At 68.5% G+C, this 24,287-nt stretch carries 21 protein-coding genes; 12 read left to right on the top strand and 9 right to left on the bottom strand.

The features are described 5' to 3' along the window. Window positions 1–359: 359 nt before the first annotated feature. Genes ABD289_RS20470 through ABD289_RS20455 form a run of 4 tightly spaced genes read right to left on the bottom strand, consistent with a single transcriptional unit; the run spans window position 360 to window position 6,823 of the window. Window positions 360–2,798: a glycoside hydrolase family 3 protein gene (locus tag ABD289_RS20470; protein ID WP_344135316.1), complete on the bottom strand. Its 2,439-nt coding sequence runs from the start codon at window positions 2,796–2,798 to the stop codon at window positions 360–362. Window positions 2,799–2,820: 22 nt separating this feature from the next. Beyond that, window positions 2,821–4,332, bottom strand: a complete 1,512-nt coding sequence (locus ABD289_RS20465; protein ID WP_344135313.1) for a sulfatase family protein — start codon at window positions 4,330–4,332, stop codon at window positions 2,821–2,823. Between the two features lie 41 nt (window positions 4,333–4,373). Next, on the bottom strand, window positions 4,374–5,405 hold the full coding sequence (locus ABD289_RS20460; RefSeq protein WP_344135310.1) for a LacI family DNA-binding transcriptional regulator: 1,032 nt from the start codon (window positions 5,403–5,405) through the stop codon (window positions 4,374–4,376). Continuing rightward, complete coding sequence (locus tag ABD289_RS20455; RefSeq protein ID WP_344135307.1) at window positions 5,405–6,823, bottom strand: MFS transporter; 1,419 nt, start codon at window positions 6,821–6,823, stop codon at window positions 5,405–5,407. Before ABD289_RS20455 ends, ABD289_RS20460 begins: the two co-directional genes overlap by 1 nt. A gap of 151 nt (window positions 6,824–6,974) precedes the next feature. On the opposite strand from ABD289_RS20455, the gene ABD289_RS25400 reads away from it, so the two are divergent. After that, on the top strand, window positions 6,975–7,193 hold the full coding sequence (locus ABD289_RS25400) for a transposase (protein WP_425564751.1): 219 nt from the start codon (window positions 6,975–6,977) through the stop codon (window positions 7,191–7,193). A 26-nt stretch (window positions 7,194–7,219) separates the two neighbouring features. After that, window positions 7,220–7,504 carry a cupin domain-containing protein gene (locus ABD289_RS25395; RefSeq protein WP_425564750.1) on the top strand — a complete coding sequence of 95 codons (285 nt, stop codon included), beginning with the start codon at window positions 7,220–7,222 and terminating at the stop codon, window positions 7,502–7,504. 773 nt (window positions 7,505–8,277) lie between these two features. Here the strand turns inward: ABD289_RS25395 and ABD289_RS20445 are convergent. Continuing rightward, a complete protein-coding gene (locus ABD289_RS20445; RefSeq protein ID WP_344135301.1) occupies window positions 8,278–9,060 on the bottom strand; it encodes a GntR family transcriptional regulator in 783 nt (260 codons plus the stop codon). A 148-nt stretch (window positions 9,061–9,208) separates the two neighbouring features. On the opposite strand from ABD289_RS20445, the gene iolC reads away from it, so the two are divergent. Genes iolC through ABD289_RS20420 form a run of 5 tightly spaced genes read left to right on the top strand, consistent with a single transcriptional unit; the run spans window position 9,209 to window position 15,393 of the window. Beyond that, window positions 9,209–10,159, top strand: a complete 951-nt coding sequence (gene iolC / locus ABD289_RS20440; protein ID WP_344135298.1) for a 5-dehydro-2-deoxygluconokinase — start codon at window positions 9,209–9,211, stop codon at window positions 10,157–10,159. 30 nt (window positions 10,160–10,189) lie between these two features. Then, a complete protein-coding gene (locus ABD289_RS20435) occupies window positions 10,190–11,071 on the top strand; it encodes a Cgl0159 family (beta/alpha)8-fold protein (protein ID WP_344135295.1) in 882 nt (293 codons plus the stop codon). A gap of 49 nt (window positions 11,072–11,120) precedes the next feature. After that, the gene (gene iolB, locus ABD289_RS20430; protein ID WP_344135292.1) at window positions 11,121–12,017 is read left to right on the top strand and encodes a 5-deoxy-glucuronate isomerase; all 897 of its coding nucleotides are present in this window, start codon (window positions 11,121–11,123) and stop codon (window positions 12,015–12,017) included. Further along, window positions 12,014–13,879, top strand: coding sequence for a 3D-(3,5/4)-trihydroxycyclohexane-1,2-dione acylhydrolase (decyclizing) (gene iolD / locus ABD289_RS20425; protein WP_344135289.1), 1,866 nt, complete (start codon window positions 12,014–12,016; stop codon window positions 13,877–13,879). Before iolB ends, iolD begins: the two co-directional genes overlap by 4 nt. A 20-nt stretch (window positions 13,880–13,899) precedes the next feature. Then, on the top strand, window positions 13,900–15,393 hold the full coding sequence (locus ABD289_RS20420) for a CoA-acylating methylmalonate-semialdehyde dehydrogenase (protein WP_344135286.1): 1,494 nt from the start codon (window positions 13,900–13,902) through the stop codon (window positions 15,391–15,393). Window positions 15,394–15,412: 19 nt separating this feature from the next. Here ABD289_RS20420 and ABD289_RS20415 read toward each other — a convergent pair whose 3' ends face one another. Continuing rightward, entirely contained in the window at window positions 15,413–16,441 is a 1,029-nt protein-coding gene (locus tag ABD289_RS20415; RefSeq protein ID WP_344135280.1) for a LacI family DNA-binding transcriptional regulator, read from the bottom strand. Window positions 16,442–16,635: 194 nt separating this feature from the next. Between ABD289_RS20415 and ABD289_RS20410 the strand changes: the two genes are divergently transcribed. The 5 genes from ABD289_RS20410 (at window position 16,636) to ABD289_RS20390 (ending at window position 21,624) form a co-directional block, all read left to right on the top strand. Next, a complete protein-coding gene (locus tag ABD289_RS20410; RefSeq protein ID WP_344135277.1) occupies window positions 16,636–17,586 on the top strand; it encodes a TIM barrel protein in 951 nt (316 codons plus the stop codon). Window positions 17,587–17,655: 69 nt separating this feature from the next. Next, window positions 17,656–19,071, top strand: a complete 1,416-nt coding sequence (locus ABD289_RS20405) for a sugar porter family MFS transporter (protein WP_344135274.1) — start codon at window positions 17,656–17,658, stop codon at window positions 19,069–19,071. Between the two features lie 32 nt (window positions 19,072–19,103). Further along, the gene (locus ABD289_RS20400; RefSeq protein ID WP_344135271.1) at window positions 19,104–19,970 is read left to right on the top strand and encodes a sugar phosphate isomerase/epimerase family protein; all 867 of its coding nucleotides are present in this window, start codon (window positions 19,104–19,106) and stop codon (window positions 19,968–19,970) included. A gap of 19 nt (window positions 19,971–19,989) precedes the next feature. Next, window positions 19,990–21,015, top strand: coding sequence for a Gfo/Idh/MocA family protein (locus ABD289_RS20395; RefSeq protein ID WP_344135268.1), 1,026 nt, complete (start codon window positions 19,990–19,992; stop codon window positions 21,013–21,015). A gap of 195 nt (window positions 21,016–21,210) precedes the next feature. After that, complete coding sequence (locus ABD289_RS20390; RefSeq protein ID WP_344135265.1) at window positions 21,211–21,624, top strand: tautomerase family protein; 414 nt, start codon at window positions 21,211–21,213, stop codon at window positions 21,622–21,624. A 327-nt stretch (window positions 21,625–21,951) separates the two neighbouring features. Here the strand turns inward: ABD289_RS20390 and ABD289_RS20385 are convergent, their stop codons facing one another. The 3 genes from ABD289_RS20385 to ABD289_RS20375 form a co-directional block, all read right to left on the bottom strand. Beyond that, window positions 21,952–22,065, bottom strand: coding sequence for a hypothetical protein (locus ABD289_RS20385; RefSeq protein WP_425564752.1), 114 nt, complete (start codon window positions 22,063–22,065; stop codon window positions 21,952–21,954). 524 nt (window positions 22,066–22,589) lie between these two features. Further along, window positions 22,590–22,940 (bottom strand): hypothetical protein, encoded by a 351-nt coding sequence (locus tag ABD289_RS20380; RefSeq protein ID WP_344135262.1) that lies wholly within the window; start codon window positions 22,938–22,940, stop codon window positions 22,590–22,592. Window positions 22,941–23,408: 468 nt separating this feature from the next. Beyond that, a complete protein-coding gene (locus tag ABD289_RS20375) occupies window positions 23,409–23,624 on the bottom strand; it encodes a hypothetical protein (RefSeq protein ID WP_344135259.1) in 216 nt (71 codons plus the stop codon). Between the last annotated feature and the right edge of the window lie 663 nt (window positions 23,625–24,287).

Raw genomic sequence — 24,287 nt, 5'->3', positions numbered from 1 at the left:
GATCGTGGAAGCCACGATCCTCGCGTGTGGTTAGCGTGCGTGTCGGAGGGGCGAGTTGCGCACTAACCACACGGCTCCGGCTGCCTGAGGCGAGCTGACCTCGCGTGCCGCGGGTGTCCCGAGTTGTCCCGACGCGCGGGTGTCGGGACAGTGCGGCGGGACATCGGCTGCAGGGCTAGTGACCAGCAATTTTGTGGGTTTCGTGGTCGGTGGGGCGCTGTTGGTTGTCTCGTCCTGCCCCGATCTGGTCACGGGTGCTGGTTGAGGGCTGCCGATCGTCCGGGACGTGCTGGTCTGTCCCGGACGATCGGCTGTTGATCGTGCGCGCTGTCTCCTGCGGCACGAGGCGTCTGACGTTGCTAAACCTGGACGGTCGTGGTTTCGGTGATGTCGAGGACGTTGGGCCCGACGTGCAGGACGTACTCGCCGGGTTCGAGGTGCCAGCCCTCGTCCCAGTGCGCGAGGTCGCGCTTCTGAACGGGAATCTCCACGCGCACCGACTCGCCGGCTTCGGCTCGGACGGTGGTAAAGCCGACTAGCCAGCGCACAGGGCGATCGATCGTGGAGCCGGGGCGGGAGGCGTAGACCTGCACGACGTGCTTGCCCGCGCGGGTTCCGGTGTTGCGCGCTGTCAGAGCGACCGTGGCAACGCCCGCGGTGAAGTCAGTGCTGGTCACCTCCGCGATTTCCCAGGTGGTGTAGCCGAGCCCGTAGCCGAACGGGTAAGCGGGCTCGGTTCCCGCGCGCAGCCATGCGCGGTAGCCGATGTGGATGCCCTCGTCGTAGCTGACGACGCCGTCGGTGGGGGAGACGTCGAGCACAGGTACGCCCTCCAGCGTGGCGGGCCAGGTGGTGGGCAGTCGGCCGCCGGGCTCGCGGGCGCCGGTGAGGACATCGCCGACGCCGGCCCCGTACTCCTGGCCGCCGAAGTAGTTGAGCATGATGGCAGCGGCGTCCTCCCGCCACGGCAGCAGGACTGGTGATCCGGAGTTGACCAGCACGATCGTGCGCGAGTTGGCCGCGAGCACGGCCCGCACCAGGTCGTCCTGGCGTCCCGGCAGCGCCAGGTCGGTGCGGTCGTAGCCCTCGGACTCGACCCGCGAGTTGGTGCCCACCACGACCACGGCGACCTCGGCCTCGGCAGCCGCCCGGGCGGCCCGCGCGATGAGCTCCTCGGCGTCGACCTCGGCCGGTTCGGTCCCGATGGTGATGCTCATGGCGTTGCCGAGCTCGTCGGACATGTGCTGCGGGGTGAACTCGACGCGGATCCGCACGGCGCGCGCGGCCTCGAGCTGGACCGGGACTGACACCGCGGGCGGGGACAGGAACGCCGCGCCCAAGTCGTCGCCGACGGCCTGGGAGGTCTGCTCGGTGAACAGCTCGTCGTCGACGAGGATGCGGCCGGTGCCCACCGAGGCGAACCCGATCCGTTGCGGGCCGGATTCAGCCGGCGTGTAGTCGGTTTCGAATACCACGCTGGTCATCTCGCCGATCGGCGCGTCGCCGCCGAAGTAGACCAGGCCGCTGGCCAACCGATCCTCGGAGAACAGCACGGCTCCGCCCGCGTCCAGCATCTCGACGCGGGCGCCGGGACCTCCGGTGGCGGGATTGCGCATCGCGTCGCGGTCCAGCTCGGCCAGGCCCTCCTGCACGATCGCGCCCAGCGAGTAGGACACCTCGGCGTTCGGGAACGCCGACCGGATGCCCTCCAGCGGCGAGACGACCCGCTCGGGCAGCACCGTGGCGCTGCCGCCGCCCTGGGTGCGCGCGTGCAGGGCGTTGTGGCCGATCACCGCCAGCCGGGACGGATCGGCCAGTGGCAGGACGCCGTCGTTCGCCAGCAGCACCGAGCCCTCGACGGCGGCCTCCCGGGCGAACGCCACGTCGTCATGGCGCGCCGGTCGCTCGCGCACGGGTTCGAAGCCCTCCAGCGCCCCCACGCGCGCGGCGAGCAGCAGGATGCGGCGCACCTTGCGGTCGATCACCGCTTCGTCGATCTCGCCGCGGCGCACGGCCTCGACCAGCGCGTTCCCCCAGGGTCCGTCCGGCCCGGGCATCACCAGGTCCTGCGCGTGCTCGGCGCTCTCCAGGCTGCGCACCGCGGTCCAGTCACTGATCACCACGCCGTCGAAGCCCCACTCGTCGTTCAGCGGCGTTTCCAGCAGCGGGTTCTCCGTGGCCGTGACGCCGTTGATCGAGTTGTAGGCGCTCATCACCAGCCACGCCCGCTCGTGCACGACCGCGTCTTCGAAGGCCCGCAAGTAGATCTCGCGGAGCGCGCGGTCGCTCACCCGCACGTCGACGGTGAACCGGTCGGTCTCGAAGTCGTTGGCCACGTAGTGCTTGGGCGTGGCTCCGACGCCGTTGTCCTGGAGACCGCGCACGTAGGCGGCGGCCAGGTGAGCGGTGAGGAGCGGGTCCTCGCTGAACGCCTCGAAGTGCCTGCCGCCGAGCGGGGATCGCTGCAGGTTGATCGTCGGACCCAGCACCACGTCGACGCCCTTGCGGCGCGCCTCCGCGGCGGCGACGGCGCCGTAGCGGGCAGCGATGCCGGTGTCCCAGGACGACGACAACGAGGTCGCGGAGGGTAGGTTCAGCGACGGCGAGCGCTCGTCCCACACCTCCCCGCGGACCCCGCTGGGGCCGTCCGAGACCAGCATCCGGCGCAGGCCGATCTTCTCGATCGGCCAGGTCGTCCAGAAGTTCCGCCCCGTCAGCACCCGGACCTTGTCCTCCAGGTTCAGCTCGTCGAGCAGCCCGTTCACCCGGGACAGCTCGTGCTCGTCGGTGGCAGTCATGCAGCGTCTCCCATCTGAGAAGTCAGCTCGTCGCACGGATGTTGGCGACGTACTCCTCGACCCTGGTCAGCAGTTCGGCGTCGTGCGGTCCCCATTCCGGGCGGGGAGTTCCGGGCCCGGCATAGGGCTCGTCGCGGTAGTGGCGCTGGTAGGCGGCCAGCTTCTCCTCGAGCTCGCGACGGATCTCGGCGTAGGCCGGGTCGTCGGCGAGGTTGTTGAGCTCGGCCGGGTCGTCGCGGAGGTCGTAGAGCTCCCACTCGGGCTCGAACACCCGCTCTGAGGCTCCGGGCACGCCCAAACCCGCGCCGTAGTAGTAGATGAGCTTGTGCTCGGCGGTCCGGATTCCGTAGTGCGCCGGTGCGTTGTGGATCGGGTCGTCGTGCTCCCAGTACCGGTAGTAGGCGGCGTCCGGCCAGTCCTCGACCCGCTCGCCGCGCAGCAGCGGCAGGAAGCTGCGGCCCTGCGAGGTCGGCAGCGCTTCGGCGGCCTCGACGCCGCAGGCCTCCAGGAAGGTCGCGGCGAAGTCGGCGTTGGTGATGATCGAGTCGCACCGGCTGCCGGCCTCGATCTGCTCGGGCCAGCGGATCAGCATCGGCATCTGCAGCGACTGGTCGAACATCAACCGCTTGTCGAACCAGCCGTGATCGCCCAGGAAGAAACCCTGGTCGGAGGTGTAGATGACGAGGGTGTTGTCGGTGAGTCCGCGCTCGTCGAGGCGGTCGAGCAGTCGTCCGACGTTGTCGTCGATCGACTGGATGCACTGCAGGTAATCGCGCATGTAGATCTGATACTTCCAGCGCATCCGCGCCTCGCGGTTCGCCGGCCCGCGTAGCCGTTCGGGGACCTCGGTTTTGAGGTCTTCGGCGCCCATGTCGTCGGCGATCGTCATGTGCACCCCGCGCACCGCCTTGCTTCGGGTGGCGTGGTCGTCGAAGAAGGTTTCCGGCTCCGGGATGTTCCCGTCGGCGTAGAGATGCCGGTGTTTCTCGTCGGGAACCCACGGCCGGTGCGGGGCCTTGTGGTGGACCATCATGCAGAACGGCTCGTCCTCGTCCCGCTCGTCGATCCAGTCGATGGCCAGATCGGTGACGATGTCGGTGGCGTATCCCGAGACCTCCGCCGAGCCGTTCTCGTCGATCATCTCCGGATCGACGTAGTCACCCTGGCCCGGGAAGATCTTCCAGGAGTCGAAACCGCGCGGCAGCGAAGCGCCGCCCTCGCCGAGGTGCCACTTGCCGAACATCGCCGTGGCGTAACCGCTCCCGCGCAGCGCGTCGATGAACGTCGGGACTCGGTAATCCATCTCGGTCCAGATCGACGAGACGCCGTTGACGTGGCTGTAGGTGCCCGTGAGGATCGTCGCGCGCGACGGGCTGCAGATCGCGTTGGTGCAGTACACCGCGTCCATCCGCGCGCCCTCGTCGGCGATCCGGTCCAGGTTCGGGGTCCGGTTGACCCGGCTCCCGTAGGCCGAGATCGCATGCGCCGCGTGGTCGTCGGACATGATGAAGATTACGTTCGTGCGTGCCACCATTCCTGCCTTCTGATGTTCGATGCCGTCGGAACGGCCGTATGTCAGGGGAAGTCCGGTTCGGGTTCGAGCACGAGGTGCTCGCGCGGACCGCCGTTGACCTCCTGCATCAGCAGCCGCGCGCTCTCCGCTCCGGCCTTCTGCAGCGGAAGCCGGGAGTAGACGAGGTTCGGCCAGATGCTCGGAGAGGGTGTCCCACCGGCCAGCGCCCCGACGAAGATGCCTCGCTCGCGGACCGGGCGAGCCGACATCACCGCTTCGACGTCGGCGCCCCAGGAGCACAGGACCGCGATATCCTCCGCGGGCACGCGCATGCCCGTGATTGCGCTGCCAACCCGCTGGGCGACCCCCCGTGCGTGATCGCCGGAGCGCGCGGGATCTGCCTCGAACTCCCGCAGCATGTCGTCGGTCAGACCCGTGGAGACCACGCTCAGGGACAACGAGGGATGCTCGGCCAACGCCCGCAGCACGGCCTGTTCGCGCTGCCGGTCGGCGCGCGAGGAGACCTCGGGCTGCACGTGCAGCACCAGGCGGAACCCGCGGCCGGCAATGTGTTCGATCATCTGCCACGCTCCGAGCGCGTAGTCGAAGTCCACTGTGGAAAAGGCGATCGTGTCCCCGGGCGGCCCGCAGTCCAACGCGACCAGGGGTAGTCCTTCCTCGTCGGCCGCCGTCACGAAGGGTGCCGGAACCGACTCGTCGTCGTGCCCCACGAACACCAGCCCGTCGAGGCGCCCGCTGCGGTAGTCCTCGAGATAGGCGCCGCCGAACGGGTCTGCCAGGATCGCGAGGTGTGTGCGCTGCGCGGCCAGAGCGGCGCTGGCGCCCTGCACGATCGCGGCGAAGCGGGGATTGGTCAGCGGCTTGGTCACCAGCATTCCGACGCTGCGACTGGTCCGCGAGCGCAGCGACTGGGCCACGCTGTTGGGGATGTAGCCCAGCTCCTTCGCGATCCGTCGCACCCGCGCGCGGGTATCGGCGGCGAGAGCGACGTTCGACGAGTCGTTGAGGGCGTAGGAGACCGTCGAGACCGAAACCCCGGCGCGCTCGGCGACGTTCTTGAGCGTGGGTCGCATCAGGCCTCCTCGGTGCGCCGGGCAGCCCGACGGGCCTCGAGCTCGGCGCCGTTGGAGAGCACCCGCCCGCGGTTGAGCGGGAACAGCACCAGGACGGTGGCCGCGGCGGCGAAGAGGGCTCCGGGCACCAGCGTGGACAGCGCGTAGATCCCGTCGACGGTCGTCTCGGACTGAGCGTTCTGCCCGGACTGGAACCCGACGAAGGCGAGCGCGTAACCGCCGAGACCGCCGGAGACGGCCTGGCCGACCTTGCGGGCCCAGGTGTTGATCGCGTAGACCGAGCCGTCGTCGCGCTCGCCGCTGCGAACTTCCTCGGCGTCGATCACGTCAGCGATCACCGCCCAGACGAGCAGGTTGTAGAACCCGATGCCGAAACCGCCCAGCAGGTTCAGCGCGATGTACATCCACGGGTCTGTGATCTGCAGCGCGTACAGCAGGAGATAGACAGCTGCGGCGCCGAACAGGGCCGTGATCAGTACTTCCTTCTTGCCGTACCTCGAGGCGACGCGGACCGCGATCGGCGCCAGCAGCAGCCCGGGCACGTACATCGCCAGCTGCGCGGGGCCCGACATCCCGCCATCGTTGAAGTGGTAGAGCCACAGGTAGGCGGCCATCGTCGAGACGAACAAGCTGGCCAGCATGATGACGATGTTCGCGACGACGACCACCAGCAGCGGCCGACTGCTGGCGAGCACCCGGAGCAGCCGGGCGAAGCTGCGCCGTTCGGTTGGCTCGGGTGCGGTGACCCGCTCCCGCACTCCGGCGAAGCACAGCAGGTAGGACGCGGCGGCCAGGACCGCGAACACCACCGCGGTCCCGAAGAACTGCGCGGGCATCGCCCGCGACTCGCCGTCGATCGTCGCGTAGATGAACAGCGGTGGTACGAGGGAGACGATCAACCCGGCACCGTTGGCGCCGAACCCGCGGAACACCGACAGCGATGCGCGGTGCTCGGGGTCATCGCTGATGACCGACACCATCGATCCGTAGGAGATGTTGGTCGTCGTGTAGCAGATCGACCCCCACAGCAGGTAGGTGATCACGGCGTAGCCGAGCTTTGCTGGGTAGGCCCACTCAGAGATGAACGGCGCGTACATCAGCGCGCTCGCCACGGCCACCGGAATTGCCATCCGACCGATCCACGGGCGGAAGCGGCCACCGCGCCCGGGCGCGTGCCGGTCGAGGAAACGCCCCCACCCGACGTCGGTGAACGCGTCGAGCAGCCGGGCGACGAGGAAGATGGTGCCCACGTGCGCGGCGTGGAGCCCGGCGACGTTGGTGTAGTACACGGTCAGGTAAGCCGAGGCGAAGATGAAGGTGAAGTCGTTGCCGAGATCGCCGAACATGTAGCCGAGGCGATCGCGCCACCCGAAGGCGCGCACCGGTGCGCTCTCCCGAGCGCTGCGCACGTTGGTCATCGTCGAAGCCCTCTCCGTTGAGTCAGCTCCCAAGAACGTAGGTCACTCAAACGTTTGAATCCAGATTTCAAACGTTTGAACACGCTTGCCGGTGCTCTCGCTCGTGCGCGGTTACGCAGGATGTGTGGCCGTACGCGCAACGTGTGCGGGGATGTTTCGCCCGTTCTCGGACGCGCGGATGATCGTCGAGGGCATCATCTACCGGTATCGGTGCGGGATCGCGTGGCGTGACCTGCCTCGGGAGTTCGGGCCGTGGCAGACCGTGTGGCGGTGGCATCGGAACCTCGCCGGCGACGGCACCTGGGATCAGATCCACCAGAGGCTGCTGGCCGCCGCCGACCGGGACGGGAAGATCGGCAGGGCGACGTAGACGAGGTCGACTGCAGCGACCAGCCCATGTTCTACGGCACCGTCCGGGCCCGAATCGCGCACCAAGCTCACGCCGCGGGCGAACTCAACGTCATGTCCACCACGTTCGATGCTGATGCCGGGACGGTATGGCATACGCACGATTCCGACCAGGTTCTTATCCTGATCAACGGCGCGGGGTCCTATGAAGACGGCGAAGGCGTTCACCCACTGCGCACGGGTGACGTCGTAACCATCCCGGGTGGCGGCAGACATCGGCACCTCGCTAGTGACGGATGCTCCATGACGCATCTGTCAATTACCGCGCACTGAGGCCATCACATCTGCTCAGCAGGCACCACGAGGTAGCCGCCATTGAGCTGCGGTTGCGAGCGTGTCGCGTGCGGTGTCGATCAGTGTGGTGCGCGGGTTGTGCACTGGCGGGAGATGACGGTGCCCCGGCCATGCGTGGGTACAGCTCGGTTTCGTGCACACCGGGCAGAGGCCGCAGCCGAAGCGCTCGGGCTGAAGGTCGACTGCGTGCCAAGCCGCCGCGCGGGAGTTAGCAGAGCCGGAATTCGGAGCGCGCCCCCGTCGATTCGCGCACCGGGCTTCCCATCGGCAACCGCGTCCCGCTGACGGGCTGCGCAAGTCCGTGGCCGACACGCTCACGCGAAGTCGCACCGAGACTCCCGAAGCCGCCACGTGAGTCGATGTGGACGCCACCGCTCTGCTCGAGATGCGGGCTTCGCTTGGCGAGCGGGGGAAGGTCCTGGGCATTCTGGCGATGGTCGCCACGTTCGTCGTTGCCGGCCTGGTCGTCGGTGAGGCCTGTCGCTGGCGTTGACCTGGTGTAGCAGTGGGTCGTATGGCTTCGTGCGGCGAGGTACGTGTCGTGGGTGCGGATTGGTGAACTCGTCGTCGAACCACGCCCGGCGCGGCGCCTGCACCAGCGACACCGCGCTACTGCCAGGGGGCGTTGCTGGTGAAGTGCCGACGGCTGTCGCCGCTGATCAGGCCCTCCCCGAATGTGACGACCGGGAGCGACGGCAAACCGATGGCCGGAGCGACCATGGTGTTGGAGTCGCTTTGCCGCGAGCTTGGGTTCAGGTGTCGCCGCGGAGGGAGAGGTCGAAGGAATAGCGCGAGGCTCGGTAGACGTGGGCGCCGTACTCGACGACCTTGCCCGCTTGGTCGTAGGTGGTGCGTTCCATGGTCAGCAGTGCTGCGCCGGTCGGTTCGTCGAGCAGGTCCGCCTCGGCTTCGGCGGCGACTCGGGCACCGATCGTCTGCTGCGCTGCGTGGAGTTGCACCCCGGCTGCGCGCAGCAGCTGGTAGAGGCCGTGTTCTTCGAGGAGTTCGTCGGTCGGTTCGATCAGCCCTGCAGGCAGGTAGTTCTGCAGCTGCGCGATCGGTTCGCCCCGAGCGGAGCGGACTCGCTTCAGGTGAAGCGCCTTGTCCCGCTCGGAGATCCCGAGGATGTGCGCGATCTCGGCGGACGGCGTGATCACCTCGTTGACCAGGACTCTGGTGCTCGGCTGCTGGTCGATCCGGGAGAGGTCGTCGAACAGGCTGCTCAGCTCGAGGGACCGCTTGACCCGGTTGAATACCACCTGGGTGCCCGCTCCGCGCTTGCGCACCACCAGGCCCTTGTCGACCAGGGAACCGATCGCCTGCCGGATCGTCGGCCGGGACAGGCCGAGCTGGGTGGCCAGGTCGACCTCGTTGTCCAGGCGCGCGCCGACGGGCAGCGCACCGGAGTCGATGGCTTCCTCGATCTGGCTGGCCACCTGGTAGTAGAGCGGCACCGGTGTGCGGTGGTCGACGGAGATCTGGGTGGCCGGGTCCCAGGGGGATCCTGCGGATCGGTGGTGCTTTGTCGTGGTCACGACCATACGGTATCAAGACCAACCAACCTTTTAAGGTAAGTATGTCAGGACAAAGTATTGACATCCATTCGCTCGGCGCAGTAGACAAGGGGTAACCCGGTGCTCCGGCCGTTCACCTCGGCCGACGCTCTCCATGGAGGTCTCCGCTATGAGTAATCAGTTCGACGTCATCACGATGGGCCGGATCGGGGTGGACATCTACCCGCTGCAGACCGGGGTGCCCTTGCCGCAGGTCGAATCGTTCGGCAAGTACCTCGGCGGCACCGCGACCAATGTGGCGGTCGCGGCCGCGCGGCTCGGACATCGCAGCGCCGTGATCAGCCGCACCGGCGCCGACCCCTTCGGCGAGTACGTTCACCAGGCGTTGCGAGGATTCGAGGTCGATGACCGGTGGGTCAGCGATGTCGAGCAGTACCCGACACCGGTGACCTTCTGCGAGCTGTTCCCGCCGGACGACTTCCCGCTCTACTTCTATCGCCGGCCGAAGGCACCGGATCTGGAGATCCATCCCGACGAACTGGACTACGACTCCATCGCCGCGGCGCGCATCTTCTGGATGACCGGCACCGGTCTGGCAGAGGAGCCCAGCCGGTCGGCGACGCTTGCCGCGCTGCGGCGCCGGGCCAAGCGCGGCACCACGGTGTTCGACTTGGACTGGCGGCCGATGTTCTGGCCGGACCACGAAGAGGCTCGCAGCTGGTACCGCGAGGCATTGCCGCACGTCACCGTCGCGGTCGGCAACCTCGACGAGGTCGAGCGCGCGGTTGGCAGCCGCGATCCGGAGAAGGCCGCGGAGCTGCTGCTGGAGGCGGGCGTCGAGCTCGCCGTCATCAAGCAAGGTCCGAAGGGCGTTCTCGCCCGGACTCGCGATGCCGAAGTCGTGGCGCCACCGGTGCCGGTCGATGTGGTCAACGGGTTGGGTGCGGGCGATGCGTTCGGCGGCGCGCTGTGCCACGGCCTGCTCAACGGTTGGGAACTGGAGCGGACCATGCGGTTCGCGAATGCGGCCGGAGCTCTGGTCGCCTCCCGGCTGGCGTGCTCATCGGCGATGCCCTACGAGCACGAAGTCGAGTCGGGACTCGCTTCCGCCGAGTCCTGAACGCGCCCGAGCTGCCTGAGAGTGAGAACAGTGACTGACTTGAGCATCACCGAACTGACCCGAGTGCGCGCGACGCGCCCCGAGGCGATCGCGGAAGCCGCTGCGGTGCGAACGCGGCGTCCCCTGCTCGGCGAATCCGGCCGCATGATGATCGTGGCTGCCGACCATCCTGCCCGCGGTGCGCTGGGCGCCGGCGGTAACCCGCTGGCGATGGCCAATCGCGCGGACCTGCTGGAGCGGCTATGCATCGCGCTGCAGCGTCCGGGGGTGGACGGTGTGCTCGGCACCGCCGACATCCTCGAGGACCTGCTGCTGCTCGGAGCGCTGGAGAACAAGGTCGTCGTCGGGTCGATGAACCGCGGCGGTCTGGCCGGCGCGTCCTTCGAGCTCGATGACCGGTTCACCGGACATCGCGCGGTGGACCTGGAGCGGTTGCGCTTCGACTCCGGCAAGCTGCTGCTGCGCCTGGACACGAACGATCCGGGTTCGCTGAACACCATGTGCGGTGCGGCGAACGCGGTCAACGACCTCGCCGACCGGGGGCTGATGGCGATGGTCGAGCCGTTCATCTCGCACCGCGTGAACGGCAAGGTGCGCAACGACCTCTCCGCGGACGCGGTGGCCCGCTCCATCGCGATCGCGTCCGGACTCGGTGGAACCTCGGCCTACACCTGGCTGAAAGTGCCGGTCGTCGACGACATGGACAACATCGGTCAAGCACTGGAAGCCAGCACGTTGCCCGCCGTCCTACTTGGCGGCGAGGTGTCGACCGACGCAGCGGCAACCCACGCGCGCTGGCACAAGGCTCTGCAACTGCCGAACGTGCGTGGTCTGGTCGTCGGACGGACATTGCTGTACCCGCACGACGACGATGTGGCAGGCGCCGTCGATACCGCCGTCGAGCTGCTGTGACCGCAACGGCGGACCGCGGTACCCCGATCCAGATCTTGGAGGACGAGCGTTGACCGAGAAGAGCTTCTACTACCCGGCGGGGAGCACCGCGCGTGATCGGTACTGCACGTACGTCGACCCCGAACAGGCGGGTTGGGGTTATTCCTCGTTGCGAGTGCTCGAACTCGCCGAGGGCGAGGAGCACCAGATGTCCACTGCGGACAGCGAGTGGATCGTGCTACCGCTTTCCGGTAGCTGCGCGGTGGAATGCGACGACGAGACATTCGAACTGGCCGGGCGCAAGAGCGTTTTCGAAGGAGTGACCGACTTCGCCTACGTGCCCAGGGACGCACAAGTGCGGATCAGCAGTGACACCGGAGGCCGGTTCGCGCTGACCGGCGCCCGCTGCGAGAACCGGCTGCCCGCCCGCTACGGCCCGGACTCCGGCGTGCCGGTCGAGCTGCGCGGGGCCGGACAGATGAGCAGGCAGGTCAACAACTTCGGCGCCGCGCACGTCTTCGAGGCCGACCGGCTCATCGCCGTCGAAGTGCTCACCCCGTCCGGCAACTGGTCGTCGTTCCCGCCGCACAAGCACGACGAGGACCGCGAGGGCGAGGCCGAGCTCGAGGAGATCTACTACTTCGAGATCGGCGACGGTGGCGGCAATCCCGGCGTGGGCTACCAGCGCGTCTACCCGTCCGGCCCGGACAGCGACACCGACGTCCTCGCCGAGGTGCGCAGCGGCGACGTCGTGCTCATCCCGGACGGCTGGCACGGCCCGTCGATGGCCGTTCCCGGTTACGACATGTACTACCTCAACGTCATGGCCGGTCCCTCGCCGGACCGCGCCTGGCTGATCTGCGACGACCCGGCGCACGCATGGGTGCGCGGCACGTGGGAGCAGCAGCCGGTGGACCCGCGGCTGCCGCTGTACCGCGCGCCGCAGGAGAGCACGGAGGGACGATGACCACCCACAGGCTGACCGTGGCGCAGGCGCTGCTGCGCTTCCTGGCCAACCAGCACACCGAGCGCGACGGGGAGCGCCAGCGGCTGATCGCCGGTTGCTGGGGCATCTTCGGGCACGGCAACGTGGCCGGCGTCGGGCAGGCGCTGCTGGAGTCCGGCGAGCAGATGCCCTACCTGCAGGGCCGCAACGAGCAGTCGATGGTCCACGCGGCCGTCGGCTACGCCCGCCAGCGCAACCGGATGTCGACCTACGCGTGCGCCACCTCGATCGGCCCGGGCGCGACCAACCTGGTCACCGGCGCCGCCCTGGCCACCATCAACCACCTGCCGGTCCTGCTGCTGCCCGGCGACGTGTTCGCGACGCGGCCCGCCGACCCGGTGCTGCAGCAGCTGGAGGTTCCGCACGCCAAGGACATCTCCGTCAACGACTGCCTGCGTCCCGTGTCGCGCTACTTCGACCGCATCTGGCGGCCCGAGGCGCTGATGCCCTCCGCGCTGGAGGCCATGCGGGTGCTCACCGACCCGGTGGAGACCGGTGCGGTGACCCTGGCGCTGCCGCAGGACGTGCAGGCGGAGGCCTTCGACTGGCCGGAGGACTTCTTCGCCGAGCGCGTCTGGCGGGTGCACCGTCCGGGCGCCGACCCGCGCTCGGTGGCCGAGGCCGCCGAGGCGATCCGCGACGCGCAGCGGCCGCTGATCATCGCGGGCGGGGGAGTGCACCACAGCGGTGCCGAGCGGGAACTCGCCGAACTGGCCGAGCGCACCGGCATCCCGGTCGCCGAGACGCAAGCGGGGCGGGGATCGTTGCACCACGACCACCCGTGCGCGCTGGGCTCCATCGGGCACACCGGCACCGAGGTCTCCGACGAGCTGGCTCGGCAGGCCGACCTCGTGATCGGCGTCGGCACCCGGTACTCGGACTTCACCACCGCCTCGCGCACCCTGTTCGCCAACCCGCAGGTGCGCTTCGTCAACGCCAACATCGCCTCGATCGACGCGCACAAGCAGGCCGCGATCCCGGTGATCGGCGATGCCCGGAGCACCCTGCACCAGCTCGCCGAGACCCTCGAGGGGCACCGGGTCGCGGAGTCCTACGTCGGTGAGCACCGGGAGGGCGCGCGCCGCTGGGCCGAGATCATCGACCGAACCACCCGCGCGGCTAGCGGGCAGGAGCGGCCCGGGCAGGCCGAGGTGCTGGGCGCGCTCGACGAGGTGCTCGACGACCGCGACGTGGTGGTCAACGCCGCCGGGTCGATGCCCGAGGACCTCAACAAGCTCTGGCGCGCCAAGGATCCCAAGCAGTACCACGTCGAGTACGGCTACTCCTGCATGGGATACGAGATCCCGGCGGCCATCGGCGCCCGGCTCGCCGACCCCTCGCGCGAGGTGTTCGCGCTGGTCGGCGACGGGACCTACCTGATGATGCCCACCGAGCTGGTCACCGCCGTGCAGGAGGGCATCAAGATCAACCTCGTGCTGGTGCAGAACCACGGCTACGCCTCGATCGGCGGGCTGTCGGACAAGGTCGGCGGCGAACGCTTCGGCACCGCCTACCGCTACCGGGACGACGACGGCACCTTCACCGGCGAACCGCTACCGGTGGACCTGGCCGCCAACGCCGAGAGCCTGGGCATGCGGACGCTGCGCGCGAACACCGGCGACGAGCTGCGCACCGCGTTGCGCGAAGCCCACCAGGACCCGCGGCCCACCGCCGTTTACGTCGAGACCGATCCGGCCAAGACGCAGCTGCCACCCGAGGCGTGGTGGGACGTGCCGGTCGCCGAGGTCTCCACCCGGGAGAGCACCCAGCAGGCGCGCAAGGGCTACGAGGATCAGGCCGCGGCTCGCCGGAACCACCTTTGACGAAACACGAGGGAACTCACGTGAACGACATCCAGCACTTCATCAACGGCGCGCCCGCCGACGGCACCTCCGGTCGGTTCGGCTCGGTCACCAACCCGGCCAACGGCACGGCTACCGCGCGCGTCCCGCTCGCCTCGGTGTCCGAGGTGGACACCGCGGTTTCGGCCGCATCCAAGGCTTTCCAGTCCTGGGGAACCGCGTCGCTGGCCAGGCGCACCCAGGTGTTGTTCAACTACCGCGAGCTGGTCAACGCCCGCCGCGACGAGATCGCCGAGCTGATCACCGCCGAGCACGGAAAGGTGCATTCCGACGCGCTCGGCGAGGTCGCTCGCGGGCTGGAGGTCGTCGAGGTGGCCTGCGGCATCCCGCAACTGCTCAAGGGCGAGACCTCCACCCAGGTCTCCACCCGGGTCGACGTCGAGTCGATCCGCCAACCGGTGGGCGTGGTCGCGGGCATCACCCCGTTCAACTTCCCGGCCATGGTGCCGATGTGGATGTTCCCGATCGCCCTGGCCTGCGGGAACACCTTCGTGCTCAAGCCCAGCGAAAAGGACCCCTCGGCCACCCTGCGGCTGGTCGAGCTCGCCCACGAGGCCGGCGTTCCCGAGGGCGTGCTCAACCTGGTGCACGGCGACAAGACCGCGGTCGACCGGCTCTTGGAGCACCCGGAGGTCGACGCGGTCAGCTTCGTCGGATCGACTCCGATCGCCAAGCACGTGCACGACACCGCGAGCGCGACCGGCAAGCGGGTGCAGGCGCTGGGCGGGGCGAAGAACCACATGCTGGTGCTGCCCGACGCCGACCTCGACCAGGCCGCCGACGCCGCGGTCTCGGCCGCGTACGGCTCGGCAGGGGAACGCTGCATGGCGGTCTCGGTGGTGGTGGCCGTGGATCCGATCGGTGATGAACTGGTCGGCAAGATCGCAGAACGGGCCCGCAACCTGACCATCGGCCCGGGCAACGACCCGGCCTCGGAGATGGGGCCGCTGATCACTTCCGAACACCGGGACAAGGTCTCCTCCTACGTACCCAGGGCTCGCGAGCAGGGCGCCGAAGTCGTCGTGGATGGCACCGACCTGGTCGTGGAAGGCCACGAGGACGGTTTCTTCACGGGCGTGAGCCTGGTCGACAAGGTCTCCCCGGAGATGGACGTCTACGCCGACGAGATCTTCGGCCCGGTGCTGGCCGTGGTGCGCGCGGAGAGCTACGAGGAGGCCATCGGGCTGATCAACAGCTCCCGCTGGGGCAACGGAACCGCGATCTTCACCCGCGACGGCGGCGCGGCGCGCCGGTTCCAGCTGGAGGTCCAGGCCGGGATGGTCGGGGTGAACGTGCCGATCCCGGTGCCGGTGGGGTACCACTCCTTCGGCGGATGGAAGGACTCGCTGTTCGGCGACAACCACATCTACGGCAACGACGGCGTGCACTTCTACACCCGGGGCAAGGTCATCACCACCCGCTGGCCCGACCCCAGCGACGGCGGCGTGGACCTGGGCTTCCCCAGCAACACCTGATCCCACCTCGCACCCGGCCTCACCGCGGCGGGGCGGTGCTGCCTCGGATCACGAGTCGGGGGTCGAGCACCACCTCGCGCGGTGCCTTCGCGGTGTCCTCCAGGCGGCCAACGGCCAGGTGGACCGAGTGTTCGGCCATGCGGTCGGCGTCCTGCCGGATCGTGGTGAGGTCCACCGGGGCCAGGTGGGAGACGTGGCTGTCGTCGTACCCGACGACGGAGATCTCGTCGGGTACGGCGACACCCGCGCGCGCGAGCGTGCGCATCAGACCGACGGCGCACCGGTCGTTGCCCGCCAGCACGGCGGTCGGCCGTGCCGGGTCCTCGAGCAGGCACCTGCCCGCCGCCACGCCCGCGTCCTCCGTGTGCGCTCCGGGCAGGACCCGCGCGTGCTCGCCGAGGCCGTGCGCGGCCATCGTTCGGAAGTAGGCTTCGCGGCGCTCGGCCGACCCGGGACCATCGCCGCCGTCGACGTGCAGGATCTCGCGGTGCCCCAGCTCGACGAGATGCTCCACGGCCTGCCGGACACCCGCCTCGTCGGCCGTGCTGACGCTGTCCACCCGGGCCTCCGGCGCGCGCCGGCTGACCAGCGTGACCACTGCGCGGCGGCCCAGCGCGTCCAGGTCGGCGGCTTCGGAGCGCGGTCCGAGCAGGAGCAGCGCCTCGCAGCGGTGGCTCAGCAGCGCCTCCACCGCGCGCCGCTCGTCGCGCGAGGGCGCGGTCGCCGACAGCAGCACCTCGTAGCCCAGCCGCTCGGCCTCCGGGTAGATGGCCTCCACCAGGTCGGCCTGGAAGGGCTGGTGCACGGTGAGCATCACGCCGAGCGTGCGGCTGCGCCTGCTGGCGAGCATCCGGGCCGCGGTGTCGGGCCGGTAGCCGAGCCGGTCGGCGGCCAGCAGCACCCGCTCCCGCGTGCTCTCGCCCGCGCCGGGCTGGTTGCGGAACACCAGTGAGACCAGGGCCCGGGAGACCCCGGCCGCCTGCGCCACATCGGCCATCGTCGGCCTGCGTCCGGCAGCGCCGTCCTGGCGCGCGGATTCGTCGATCATCCTGTTGATCCTGCCTCATCGGTGCTGCGGATAAGTTTGGTAGAACGTCTTGACATATTCATGTGACGCCCAACATAGTGTTCGGGACTAGAGCGCGCTAGTCGCGCTTACCAGTAAACCTCTCGCCGCCGCCGGCGATCGAGACGTACCGGTGGGCCGCCGTGATCGGCAGGCCGAAACCGCAGGAGGATTCGATGACGACGACGTCCGATGCCACCCCCCGGACCGTGGCGGGCAATCTCTGCCTGGGCTCAGCGCCGGATTCCTGGGGCGTGTGGTTCCCGGAGGACGAGCACCAGGTCCCCTACACCCGCTTCCTCGACGAGCTGGTCGAGGCCGGCTACCGCTGGCTTGAGCTGGGCCCGCCCGGATACCTGCCGCTCGACCCGCAACGGCTGGCCGACGAAGTCGGCTCGCGCGGCCTGCAGGTCTCCGGCGGAACCACCTTCGGCGCGTTGCACCGCCCGGAGGAGTGGGAGCGGATGGTCACCGAGGTCCGCAAGGTCGCCGAGCTGACCGCGGCGGTCGGCGCGCACCACCTGGTGTTCATCCCGCCGATGTACCGAGACGAGAAGACCGGCGAGTTCAGCGAGCCACCGGAGCTCACCGCCGAGCAGTGGCGCGGGCTGGGTGGCGCGGCCAACGAGCTGGGCAAGATCCTGCTGGAGGACTACGACGTCCGGCTGTGCCTGCACCCGCACGCCGACAGCCACATCCAGACGCAACCGGAGATCGAGCGGTTCCTCAACGAATCCGACTCCCGCTACGCCAACCTGTGCTTGGACACCGGGCACGTGGCCTACGGCGGCGGCGACAACGTCGACCTGATCCGCCGCTTCGCCGAGCGCATGGGCTACGTGCACATCAAGCAGATGGACGCCGACGTGCTCGCGCAGGTCTCGGCCGAGCAGCTGTCCTTCGGCGAGGCCGTCAAGCGCGGCGTGTGCGTCGAACCGCCCGCCGGTGTGCCCAATCCGGTCGACATCGTTCGTGAGCTGTCCGCTCTGGACGCCGAACTGTTCGTGATCGTGGAGCACGACCTCTACCCCTGCGCGCCCGATGTGCCGCTGCCCATCGCGGTGCGCACGCGCGAGTACCTCGCCGAGCGCGGTCTGAGCGGAACGCGCCGCCCGCAGGACCGGTGACCCACCACCCCTGGGGATCAGCGCCACGCCCGCCAGCGCGCGGGCGCTCCAACGAAGGAGACCGTTCCGATGTCCGAAGTGCACAGTGAAGTGCCCGCTCCCGCCGCCGAACCCAGATCCGGGGCGCACAACCGCCGTCTGCGGGTAATCACCATCGTGTCGACCTTCGGCGGTCTGCTGTTCGGCTACGACACCGGCGTCATCAACGGCGCCCTGCCGTACATGCAGACCGACCTGGGCCTCACGCCCCTGACCGAAGGGCTGGTCACCAGCTCCCTGCTGTTCGGCGCCGCGATCGGCGCGTTCGCGGGCGGCAGGCTGGCCGACGCGCGCGGCCGGCGGCGCACCATCCTCTGGCTCGCGGGGATCTTCCTCGTCGGCGCGCTGGGCTGCACCTTCGCCCCCAGCGCGGCGTTCATGGTCGGCGCCCGCTTCGTGCTCGGCCTGGCCGTCGGCGGCGCCTCGGTGACGGTGCCGACATACCTCGCCGAGGTCTCGCCTGCCGAGAGGCGGGGCAGGCTGGTCACCCAGAACGAGCTGATGATCGTCAGCGGCCAGCTGGCGGCGTTCACCTTCAACGCCGCGATCGCGGGGGCGCTCGGCGACTCCGCGCACGTCTGGCGCTACATGCTGGTCATCGCCTCGTTGCCCGCGGTGGTGCTGTGGTTCGGCATGCTGGTCATGCCGGAGAGCCCGCGCTGGCTGGCCTCTCGCGGGCGGCTCGGCGAGGCGCTGGAGGTGCTGCGGCAGGTGCGCACCGCCCAGCGCGCCGAGTCGGAGCTCGACGAGGTGCAGCGGCTGGCCGAGGAGGACCAGCGCCAGCAGTCCGGCGGCTGGGCTGATCTGAAGGTGCCGTGGATCCGCCGATTGCTGCTGGTGGGCTTCGGCATCGCCGTCGTGCAGCAGATCAGCGGCGTCAACACGATCATGTACTACGGCACGCAGATCCTGAAGACCTCCGGTTTCTCCGCCAACGGCGCCATCGTCGCCAACATCGCCAACGGCGTGATCTCGGTGCTGGCCACCTTCGTCGGGATCTACCTGCTGGGCAGGGTCAACCGCAGACCCATGCTGCTGGCCGGCCAGATCGGCACCGCCTCGGCGCTGCTGCTGGTGGCTCTGGTGTCGATGACCGTGCCAGAAGGACTCGCCCGAGGCGTGCTGGTGCTCGCGCTGACGGTGACCTTCCTGGCGTTCCAGCAGGGCGCGACCTCACCTGTGACCTGGCTGATGCTCTCGGAGATATTCCCGTTGAAGATGCGCGGTTTCGCCTTCGGTCTGGCCAGCCTCGTCCTGTGGGCGACGAACTTCGCCGTGGGCCTGAGCTTCCCGATCCTGGAGGCCTCGCTGGGTCTGGCCAACACCTTCCTGGTCTTCGTCGCGGTCGGTGTGCTGGCGATCGCGTTCGTGGCCAAGTTCGTGCCGGAAACCAGGGGCAAATCCCTGGAAAACCTGGAGACCGAGCTCCGCGTCCGGTACTCCTGATCGTTTCGACCATCCACTGAGGACCGAATCTCATGAAGATCGCAATTGATCCGCACATGTTCCGCACGCTCCCGATCCGGGAGATGGTGCGCACGGTCGCCGACATCGGCTACGAGTACATCGAGTTGTCCCCGCGCGACGACTTCATGCCGTTCTTCCTCCACCCCCGGGCGGACGACGACCGGGTCGCCGAGCTCAAGTCCGCGCTGGAGGAGACCGGGGTGCGGCTGGCCAGCGTGCTGCCGCTGTACCGCTGGTCGGGTCCGGACGAGACCGAGCGGCAGGCCGCGGTGCGGTACTGGAAGCGGATGATCGAGGTCACCGCCGAGCTCGGCTGCACCCAGATGAACTCCGAGTTCAACGGCCGACCAGAGCGCCCCGCCGAGAGCGAGGCGGCGTTCTGGCGGTCGATGGAGGAGCTGCTGCCGGTGTTCGAGCGCGAGGGCATCGCGCTGAACCTGGAGGCACACCCGGACGACTTCTGCGAGGTCAACACCCCAGCGGTCGATCTCGTCCGGGCGATCAACAAGCCGTGGGTGAACTACCTGTACTGCGCGCCGCACACGTTCCACCTCTCCGGGGAGGAGGCCGGCGCGGACATCCCCGCAATGCTGCAGTACGCCGGGGACAAGCTGGCCCACGTGCACATCGCCGACACGTTCGACCACAAGGCTTCGTCCGGACTCCGCTACATCCTCAACCCGCCCGGCACGCCCGCCCGCATCCACCAGCACCTGGACATCGGCCAGGGCGAGGTGGACTGGGACGCGCTGTTCGGCACGCTGCGCGAGACGGGTTTCGACGGCATCGTCACCGCCTGCGTGTTCGCCTGGGAGGACCGGGCCGTGGAGTCCTCGAAGTTCATGCTCGATCGGATCACCGAAGAGCTCAAGCCCTAACAGCTAGGAAGGATTTTCCGTGGAGCACAAGGAACTCCGGGTCGGCCTGATCGGTGCCGGCCGGATGGGCGCGGACCACGCGCTGCGCCTCGACCAGCGGATCAGCGGCGTGCGCCTGGCGGCGGTCGCCGACCCCGACCTGGACCGGGCGAAACAGGTCGCCGACGGCACCGCTGCCCGGGCGGTGGCCGACCCGTTCGAGATCATCGGTGACTCCGGGGTGGACGCCCTGGTGATCGCCTCGCCAGGTGAGGTGCACGAGCCGCTCCTGCTGGCCGCGATCGACAATGACGTGCCGGTGTTGTGCGAGAAGCCGCTGACGCCGGACGCGAAGTCCTCGCTGCGCGTGGTCGAGGCCGAGGAGGCGCGGGGCAAGCGCCTGGTGCAGGTCGGGTTCATGCGCCGATTCGACGTCGAGTACGCCGAGCTCAAGCGGCTGCTGGACACCGGTGACTTGGGCGCACCGCTGATGCTGCACTGCGTGCACCGCAACGCCGCCACACCACCGGGTTTCACCAGCGAGATGATGATCTACGACTCGGTGGTCCACGAGTTCGACACCGCGCGCTGGCTGCTCGACAGCGAGATCTCGGCCGTGACGGTGCGCGCGCCGCGGTCGAGCTCGGCGGCCCCCGCGGGTTTGTTGGACCCGCAGATCGTGACCATCGAGACCGCGCGCGGTGCGGTGGTCGACGTGGAGATCTTCGTCAACTGCGGTTTCGGGTACCAGGTGCGCTGCGAAGCGGTGGGGGAGCAGGGCACCGCGCTGGTCGGTGGTGACAGCGGGCCGGTCATCCACCGGAGCGGACAGTGGAGCGGCGTGGTCACCGCCGACTTCCGCGAACGCTTCGGTGCTGCGTTCGACCACGAGTTCCAGCGCTGGGCCGATGCCGCCCACCAGGGCGAGGTGGACAGCGCGGCCGCAGACGTGTGGGACGGCTACGCCGCTGCCGCGGCGTGCGAGGCCGGGGTGCACGCGCAGGTCAGCGGCGAGCGGACCGAAGTGGAACTGGCGGAACGGCCGGACTTCTACGCAGGCGGCTGAGCGCTCGGTGTGGGTTGCTCCGCGGGTTCGACCGGGGCTCGGGTCCCCAATCTGCAGGCGACGCCGCGAATCGCCGCGAGTGCCGCGAACCGCCCCGCTCGCGCGTCCGCGCCGGGCGCGCGAGCGGGGCCGCCCGTGGCGGACCGAATCTGGTATGTCAGAACAAAGTGCGTTCTTGGAGAGTTCGGAGGCCTCATGCCGCTAGTCCGGATCGACGTGATCGAAGGCCACGATCCCGACCGGCTGCGCCGGATCGCGGATGCCATCCACCGGGCCATCGTGGCCGAATTCGGGATCCCCGAGCGCGACCGCTTCCAGGTGATCACCGAGAGGAGCTTCGGGCACATCATCGCCGAGGACGCAGGTCTAGGCTTCGAGCGCAGCGCCGACGTTGTCGTCATCCAGATATTCACGCAGCGCGGCCGCACGGCGCAGGACAAGCGAGATCTCTACTCCACCATCGCCGAGGAGCTCGGCGGTCTCGGCATCGCAGGGGAGGACGTCTTCATCGGCTACGTGGAGAACGGGCCGGAGGACTGGTCTTTCGGATACGGCCGCTCGCAATACCTGACCGGCGAGCTTTCGGTGCCGGGGTCCACGGCAGATTGATGAGCCCTGACGACCCGGTTCTTGCCGTCCGAAGGTGACTGAAGCGGAAGCTCTTTTCCGTTTCGTCCGAGTTCGGTGGGTGCTGCTCTGGTGACGTGTACTCGTTCGACTCGTCACCGGTGCCGCTTGCCGTGTTCTCCCGGCGTCGCTCGAGTGCTTGGTTGAGGAGTTCGACCGAGAGCAGCAGCGCCAGGGGTGGGCAGGCGGCGACGGCGATGGAGACGGCGGTCAGCTCGGCTGCGGAGGCGATGTTGGCGCACAGCAACAGCCCGATCCCGAGGGTGAATGACAGCCATCCAGGTTATCTACTTCCACCCTGCATCGGAGTCACCACACCCGCCCCCCGACCAGCCTGAGCGAGGTCGTGGTGCCGAACAGGGTGGCCAGGATCGCAACCACGTCGATTGTCCCGCTCGCGGGTCCGTCGACGTGGTTGCCCAGCAGCGTCCGGAACAGCTAGCTCGGCCATCAGTTCCTGCTGTTCATTGCTAATGAGTCCGTCGGCGGCACGCTCTCCCGCCGAGTGTGCTCGGCGTATCGGGACCGCCCACTTTCACCGCCCTTCAATAGCCCTCGCGGTTGTCGCGAGGATTGTCACTGTGGGAGGCCGGTGGTGTTGCCGCTGATCGTTGCGAGTTCGTTGGTGATGTCGATCGAGCCGTTGCGGATCTTGCGCAGGTGTGCGCGCAGTTCGTCGTGGTGTTGCCAGGTTTGTTCGTGGGCGATGGGCTGACATCGGTTGGGCGCTGGGATTCGTGGTCGGTGAGTTTGGGGTGCCAGTAGGTGAGGAACGGCCGGAGGACGTCGTTGATGAGTCGGTCAGTAACGGTTCCGAAGCCGGGCGTGTGGGAGTGGAAGCGCGTGCTGCCGCAGGGTGGATCTCGCCGCGCGTTTGCCGGGTGACGAGAAGCAGGTGATACAGGGAGGTGAGTGCTTCGCGGAGGGATCCTTGAGTTGCGGGTAGCTCACGGGTTGCGATACGGCTGGTGAGTTCGTTCTGGACCTTGTAGCCGCCGCGTTGTTCTTTCTCGTCGTGCGTCAAGATCGAACTCCCCTTCGTCGGTGAGTTCAGCGGCACCTGGGAACCGCAGCATGCCGAGAGCGAAGCAGCCTGGGAGCTCTACGTCGAGCTCGTCACCCGGATCTCCGTGGTGGAACTCGATCGCGGTGAAGGCTCGGCGAGAGAGGCACTGAGCAGCCTCTACACCCTGCTCGGCAGCACCCGCGAAAATCCTCCGCAAGTACGGGCCGGCGATCGCTTCGCGCCGCGCATCAGGGGAGGTGAACTTCGGGACCTTGGCCATCGCGGTGCTCAACGGCACCCTGAGACCCCTGCTTACCCGCTGGCATCCCGCTTGCGCTCCTGGGAATCCCAATGCCCTGAAGGCGCTGATCCCATCTCGCACGAAAATGCCTGGAACACATCGAGGACTTCAGAGCAGACCTCGACGAGGCGCGGGCGAGCTTGATCCAGCTCGCAGACGTCCTCGCAGAGGTCGCCGGTGCAGTCCCGCTGACAACAGGCCGACCGCAAGATCACCTGCTCAAGAAACCAGCCCAAAACGACCGGGGGGGGGGGTGAGTCGAATGCGACCCACTCCTAACCCGCGCACAAGGGTAAAGCCCTGTAGGGGCGTCCCGGTTTCACATGGGCCCGACGCCGTGGCCTGCGAGTAACGCTGGTGACGCCCGCCTCGAGGGAGGCTGTCCGCCTGCTCAGCTGTATCTGAGTCCGCAAACTTCCTGAGTCTCCACGTGCCGGCGCGGCTCGTAGTCTGCGTGTGCTAGCCGGATCGGCCTGCTAGCCAGCGGTCGCGGTCCGCGTCAGTGAGCGCTTGCTCTTCTTTGATCCGCTCCAGCAACTGTTCGGCATCGTGGATAGCGAGACGCAGACCAGATCTCACGAGTGCGCGGGCCTCGCCGGTGCTAGCACCAAGATGAGTATCGTGCAGAGCCTTCATGCGGCGGATGTGCAAGAACAGGGCATCCTGTGATTCCATGTGGCCCTCCCAGTTTCGAATTGCAGTATGCCCAACGGCCACCTGACGGGGGAGGGGCGTTAGTCCCGGCTGCCAATGCTTCTGGTCCGTGGCTTTTGGATCTTCCCTGAGAGGCAGCCATTCTGTGTCCTCTGGTCTGTGCGCCATGGGGAGGTAGGGCAGTTCTGCCACTGCGAGCATGGCGCCTTGGAGCACGCGAGCCAGCGCGATCACGCGGTGTCCATCTCGTGCTATGCCGAGGCTGCGGGCGATGAAGGATCCGAGCAGGTGTGGTGCGCGGGGCTCCGCCCGGGTTGTGATCAGTAGGATGACGGCCCGGACCCGCCGCTGTCCGCCGTGCGAGCCGAGGACATTGCCATAGATACCGTGGCGGCCCGTCGCGGGGTCGGGCTACAGCTGGCGCGTTCTCGATCATGGAGTGCCTGTTTGCCATTTAAGTGAATCGTCTTCGGCGAGCAGGGCTTCCGGCCGAACTTTTCCGGCCGCAGAAGCTCGAGCTAGGGCCTGTGGTCTCCGCGGTTTGCACGTTTACGCATGTGGCATCGCACGTGCTTTCGAGCGTGTTCGGCCCCTTCGGCCCATGCGGCAGTCCCGGCTGAGCCGCCGCCCGTCACTCATTCGAGTGGCAGGCGGCTGCACACGGGGAGTGCCGCGCCTCTAATT

It is taken from the genome of Saccharopolyspora halophila (assembly GCF_039531955.1).
In the GTDB taxonomy this organism is placed as follows: Bacteria; Actinomycetota; Actinomycetes; order Mycobacteriales; family Pseudonocardiaceae; genus Saccharopolyspora; species Saccharopolyspora halophila.
This window is presented reverse-complemented; position numbering and strand designations above follow the sequence as displayed.